This window comes from Bradyrhizobium sp. 31Argb, from assembly GCF_043638955.1.
Classification (GTDB): Bacteria; Pseudomonadota; Alphaproteobacteria; order Rhizobiales; family Xanthobacteraceae; genus Bradyrhizobium.
The window spans coordinates 1-4,896 of record NZ_JBEGDB010000425.1 but is presented as its reverse complement, the minus strand read 5'-3'; the positions used below and the strand labels follow the sequence as shown (position 1 = coordinate 4,896).

Below are 4,896 nucleotides of genomic sequence, written 5' to 3'. Positions count from 1 at the left end.
TCACTTTGGCGTAGAGCTCACCAGGCCGCCGCCCAGCGCGCGCACTTCAAAACAAAAAGACAACTGTAATGCTAGTTCGAGTTCAGTGATTGATGTCGCGGAGCATCGGAGCGTCACATCAGACGGCTCGCTCCGCGCAGGCTGGTTTAAGGGGCTCTCAAGGAGTGAGCATTGAGCCTTTCGGTCGACGGTCTGTCATCCCGTTTCACCGGCTCGGTCTTCATCGGGTCCACCTTGTCGCACCAAACGCACTTGAGTTCTGTTCTCCCGTTCGCGCTTAGGACCGGGACCAATCTCCTGCCGCAATGCAAACACCGCGTAACCGGGTCCATCGCGTTTCTCCGTCCGGGGCCAACGCAGGAACGGTGCCCACGTTCCTACGTTGGTTGCCAAACCGGCATGCCTGGAGCCCGCCTGACTGGGGGGCAGACGCGGCCTACAGCAGGCTGCCCGCGCCTTTCTCAATCATCAATCTCGTTAGCAGCTAGTGGCTTGTTACGAAGGCGATGACGGCCTCATCAAAGGCAGGAGCGTTTTCGCCGGGAACAGTGTGAGAGGCGTCGGGAATCGTTATGCGCCTTCGCTCGGGAAGGCACTTCTCCAACTGGTCCACGATGCGATGAAAGAACTCGGGGCTCCGCTCACCATTCATCAGAAGCGTTGGCGCCGAAATGCGCTTTGCCATTTCACAGGTGAACACCGGACGTGGGCGGGAACTTATTGCGTCCGCAACGGCCGACGCCGCATTGTCGGACATCATTTTCCGATCGGCATCTGATCGTCGGTCGTAGGTGCCGGGTCCGCCAACCGCTTCCGCAAAGAGGCGCAGCCCTGCGTCGATATCGCCCTTTCGGAACGCTTCCTGTGTGGACGCGAATCGAGCGCCCCACTCTTTCAGTAGCTCTGCGCTCCCGGGCATCCCGGCGAGCAACCCCGCGGCCGGCGGTTCGTTGACGACCAGGGTTATCACCATCTCGGGATGATTGGATGCGAAGAACAGCGCGGCGTGTGCACCGGCAGAGTGCGCGACGATGTGCGCGCGTTTTATGCCGAGCTCAGCGAGGATGGCTGCCAGATCCTCGCCGTGAACGTCGGCCGCGGCATCAGGCAGGCCATCCTTGCTCGTTGCGTTGGGAAAATGGTTCCGTCGGCTATAGGCAATCACGCGATGGTTTTTTGAGAGCACCGGAAGGTGCCCATTCCAGAAACGATAATCCTGAAGCCCGCCATGCACGAGAACGATCGGATCGTCCTCGCCAGCGTCGACATAGACGAATTTCGTGTCAGCGGCTCTTAGCTCTTTGACATTATCGGCAATGACTGGCGAGGAGAGTCCAACCGCGAGAGCGACGCCGGCGAGCGGCCCCTTGATTCCGAAGTGCATGACCGAACTCCAGCAGTTGAGGCAGAACACTATAGCGCTCCAACCGTGAATTTACCATGCATCGGTGTGTTGCATCTTTTGATCAACCAAGAGTTGGAAGCGGGCTAGGGTCGCATGATGGCGGACAGCCCCTGCTCCGCTACCGACGCGTCGCGCCCGTGACGGCTCAGCCGCGCGCCGACGCGTTCTCCACCGCCAGCAGATTTGCGTATTTCTTTTCGAAGTCCCAGATTTTCTGGAAGCCGATCATCTTCACGAAGTCCTGGAAGGCCCACATCGGAGTCTCGACCAACCTTCCCTCGGCGTGAGCCTCATAGACGCTTTGAAGCGCTTTTGCGGCGGCGAACAGTCCCGCGGTGGGGTAAATGGCAGCACGGAAGCCGATCTCCTCAAGCTGCTTTTGAGGAAGTATCGGCGTTTTGCCGCCGTGCAGTTGGTTCGAGACCAGCGGCGCGTCGACTGAGGCACCGATCTTCTTCATCTCGTCCACGGATTCCGGTGCCTCGATAAAGATCGCATCCGCTCCGGCCTCGGCGTATGCCACCGCGCGGCGTATTGCTTCATCCAGCGATACTGCCGTTCTTGCGTCCGTTCGCGCCAGGATCAGGAATTCATTCGAGGAACGCGCATCGCAAGCCACCTTGATCTTGTCCACCATCTCTTCGGTCGAGATGATGTGACAATTGGGCGTGTGACCGCACTTCTTTGGAATCTGCTGATCCTCGATCTGGATCATCGCCACGCCGGCTTTCTCGTAACCGCGCACGGTATGATGGACGTTCAGCAGGCCACCATAGCCGGTATCACCATCTGCAATGACTGGCTTATCCACGGCCTGAGCGATTGCGGTCGCCCGGTCGAGCATGTCGGTATAGGTCGCAAGGCCGGCGTCCGGATATCCCAGATAGGATGCGACGGTGCCGAAGCCCGTCATGTACAGCGCCTTCGCATTCGTCTGCGCCGCGATTTTTGCCGAAACCAGATCGAAAACGCCCGGTGCGGCAATGAACTCTCGCGCTCGCAGCATTTCACTGATCGTTTTCTTGGCCATGTTGATCTCCCATGCCACTGCGCGCGCTGATGCTTGGGACGAACCGGGCTGACAGCTCGAGCGCGTAGCGCGCCACCTATTTCACGGATAATATCTATGTAGAAATAGCTATATTAAAGTAGCTACTACCATCACGATGCCGTGCGCGTGTGAGCCCGCCCTCACACGAAATCTGCGGTTGTTGAAGTAGTTAGATGTTAGATGCAGGGCGGCACGGAATCGTTCCAGTCCGGCATCAGACACGGCGCAGGCCAATCGCAGCCTTGTGACACTGAGGATAGCTATACTATTATAGCTATATGAAAAGCCGAACTCCTCCTCGCCAAGTCACGACGTTTCGCAACCAGTTCATGAATCTCTCGCGCCGGCTGCGCCGCGAAGCACATGCTGACGACCGCTCCTGGGTACGGCTGCAGTTGCTCGGGGCCATTGAGCGGGCCGGCGACGCCGCCACGCCGACCATGCTCGGCGAATCCGAGAATATGCGATCGTCGAACCTTGCCGCCGCGCTTCGGGAGCTCAACGCGGAGGGACTGATCATCCGGATGCCCGACGCCGAGGACCGACGTAGGGTAAGAGTCCGCTTAAGCCGAACCGGCCGAGAAGTGCTTCATAAGAATATCACCCGTCGTGAGCAGTGGCTCGCGGACGCGATCGAGCGATGTCTGACCAGGGAAGAGCGTGCCTTGCTGTTCAAGGCAGGAGAACTCCTAAATCGCGTCGCCTCATTCAGCGGGACCGATTCCGGAAAGTGAGGAAGCATCGTCTATCCCACCCGAGCGCGTCGGCAGGAGGGAACCTAGAGGCTACGGAAAGGTTGGCAAATCGGGCAGGATCCTGGAAGGAGAGACGATGATCCGCCCAATATGCACCGCCTTGGCGGTCACTTGTTTATCTGCATCGGCATTTGCCGAAACTTGTGTTGCCTCTCGCTATGGCTACAGCGGCAGCCGAACTGCGTCAGGCGAGCGGATGAACCCAAACGCAATGACCGCAGCGCATCGTACCAGGCCATTCGGCTCTCAGGTCACAGTCACCTCACACTCAACCGGTCGAAGCGTCACCGTTCGGATCAACGACCGTGGTCCCTTCATAAAGCGACGCTGCATAGACTTATCCACCGGAGCCGCGCGTGCACTTGGGATGGCCGGGACCGCGTTGGTCTTACTCGAATGAGACGCGCGAAAGTTGAATATCATTTCGAGGTCAGCGCGCACTTGAACACGCATTGGCAGTCGTGCTCAGTTTCCTAATTCGCGTCGCTACCCAAATTGGAGGCGAACGAAGCGCAAATTGTTTGATTTGGCTGGTACAGTTGGGTGGGCTCGAACCACCGACCTCCTGTTCCACAGACAGGCGCTCTAACCAACTGAGCTACAACTGCATCCTCGCACGAGGCCGCGCAAAGGGGCCTCGCGAATGGGCCGGAAACTAGGTGCAACGCCCCGGTTTGGCAAGGCCGAACGCGGGACTTTCCAACTTCCGAATACCCCGTAGCCCGGATGAAGCGCAGCGCAATCCGGGTCTCTCCGAGCCAAACGCCGGTCCCGGATTACGCTTTCGCTCCATCCGGGCTACAGACCATTGCGGCCTCTTCAAAACAAAAGGCCCGGGCTCGGTTGCCCGGGCCTTTCTGTGATTTTGCCAGGGTCAGGCGGCGGGCTTGTAATATTTCGAGGCGCTGGCCTTGATCGGCTCGGCGGTCTCGCTGGCGACCTTCTGGCTGAGCTCGGTGAGCTCCTTGGCTTGGGCGCCGAAGGTCTCGAAGGTCTTGCGGGTCTGCGCGGTCCACAGTTCCAGCGCCTCGGAGGGCGTCTTGGCGCCGAGCAGTTCCTGGGCGAAATCGAGCGCCGAGGTGGTGTTGGCCTTCACGAACTCCATCAGCTTGGCGGTATATTCGCTCGCGCCCTTGCTGGCGGTGGTGAACACCGCCTCGATGGTGCCGTTATGGGCCTCGGCGGCGTCCTTGAACTTGGCGTAGTTGTCGCGCGCCTGGGAAACGCCCTTTTCAGCGAACGCGCGCATCTGCTCGGGAACTTCGAACGGAATGATAGAAGCGGAAAACGGGTCAGTCGAACTGGTCATCGCATGCATCCTTCACAACGGGGTAAAGTCCGGTGACCCCATTGCGAACGCCGCGGCCCGCAAGGACCGAGAACGGTCGAATTGGATCACGCTGCCTAGTTCCTAGTTCACGGAATGCCCTGTCCCTGGGCAGGACAAGTAAAGCTCTTTATCATGTCAATTTTGTGCAACGCAACGTTAAATCAATACGATGCCGCATTTGTCAGCCCAGGGTTTCCGACCGGGCGGTATTGCCGCGCTGAGAGCGTTTTCGAGCGAAGTGGACACCGGCTCGCGTGAAGAAAACGCGTCAAAACAAGGTTCTAGGCCGTGTGGACAGTTACCTTATCCAGAGCAGAGTGGCGGCAATGGCGACGACGGCGAAGTAGTTTCGCGC

Annotated in this window: 5 protein-coding genes and 1 tRNA gene; 2 read left to right on the top strand and 4 right to left on the bottom strand. The window is 58.9% G+C overall.

Going from position 1 to position 4,896, the window contains the following annotated elements; all coding sequences use genetic code 11:
• Nucleotides 1-484: 484 nt before the first annotated feature.
• A complete protein-coding gene (locus AAFX91_RS39175; RefSeq protein ID WP_394570067.1) occupies nucleotides 485-1,384 on the bottom strand; it encodes an alpha/beta fold hydrolase in 900 nt (299 codons plus the stop codon).
• Between the two features lie 166 nt (nucleotides 1,385-1,550).
• Complete coding sequence (locus AAFX91_RS39170; RefSeq protein ID WP_394570066.1) at nucleotides 1,551-2,435, bottom strand: oxaloacetate decarboxylase; 885 nt, start codon at nucleotides 2,433-2,435, stop codon at nucleotides 1,551-1,553.
• 350 nt (nucleotides 2,436-2,785) lie between these two features.
• Between AAFX91_RS39170 and AAFX91_RS39165 the strand changes: the two genes are divergently transcribed.
• Together AAFX91_RS39165 and AAFX91_RS39160 are read left to right on the top strand one after the other, a co-directional pair.
• Nucleotides 2,786-3,190 (top strand): MarR family transcriptional regulator, encoded by a 405-nt coding sequence (locus tag AAFX91_RS39165; RefSeq protein WP_394570065.1) that lies wholly within the window; start codon nucleotides 2,786-2,788, stop codon nucleotides 3,188-3,190.
• 97 nt (nucleotides 3,191-3,287) lie between these two features.
• Nucleotides 3,288-3,611 carry a septal ring lytic transglycosylase RlpA family protein gene (locus AAFX91_RS39160; RefSeq protein WP_282531969.1) on the top strand — a complete coding sequence of 108 codons (324 nt, stop codon included), beginning with the start codon at nucleotides 3,288-3,290 and terminating at the stop codon, nucleotides 3,609-3,611.
• A 131-nt stretch (nucleotides 3,612-3,742) separates the two neighbouring features.
• On the opposite strand, the gene AAFX91_RS39155 is transcribed toward AAFX91_RS39160, so the two are convergent.
• Nucleotides 3,743-3,819, bottom strand: a tRNA-His gene (locus AAFX91_RS39155).
• Between the two features lie 266 nt (nucleotides 3,820-4,085).
• Nucleotides 4,086-4,520 carry a phasin gene (locus AAFX91_RS39150; protein WP_130581235.1) on the bottom strand — a complete coding sequence of 145 codons (435 nt, stop codon included), beginning with the start codon at nucleotides 4,518-4,520 and terminating at the stop codon, nucleotides 4,086-4,088.
• Nucleotides 4,521-4,896 lie beyond the last annotated feature (376 nt).

Excerpts from the sequence above, each read along its gene's own strand:
- AAFX91_RS39175 (WP_394570067.1), bottom strand. The coding sequence starts at position 1,384 with ATGCACTTCGGAATCAAGGGGCCGCTCGCCGGCGTCGCTCTCGCGGTT.
- AAFX91_RS39170 (WP_394570066.1), bottom strand. The coding sequence starts at position 2,435 with ATGGCCAAGAAAACGATCAGTGAAATGCTGCGAGCGCGAGAGTTCATT.
- AAFX91_RS39165 (WP_394570065.1), top strand. The coding sequence starts at position 2,786 with ATGAATCTCTCGCGCCGGCTGCGCCGCGAAGCACATGCTGACGACCGC.
- AAFX91_RS39160 (WP_282531969.1), top strand. The coding sequence starts at position 3,288 with ATGATCCGCCCAATATGCACCGCCTTGGCGGTCACTTGTTTATCTGCA.
- AAFX91_RS39150 (WP_130581235.1), bottom strand. The coding sequence starts at position 4,520 with ATGACCAGTTCGACTGACCCGTTTTCCGCTTCTATCATTCCGTTCGAA.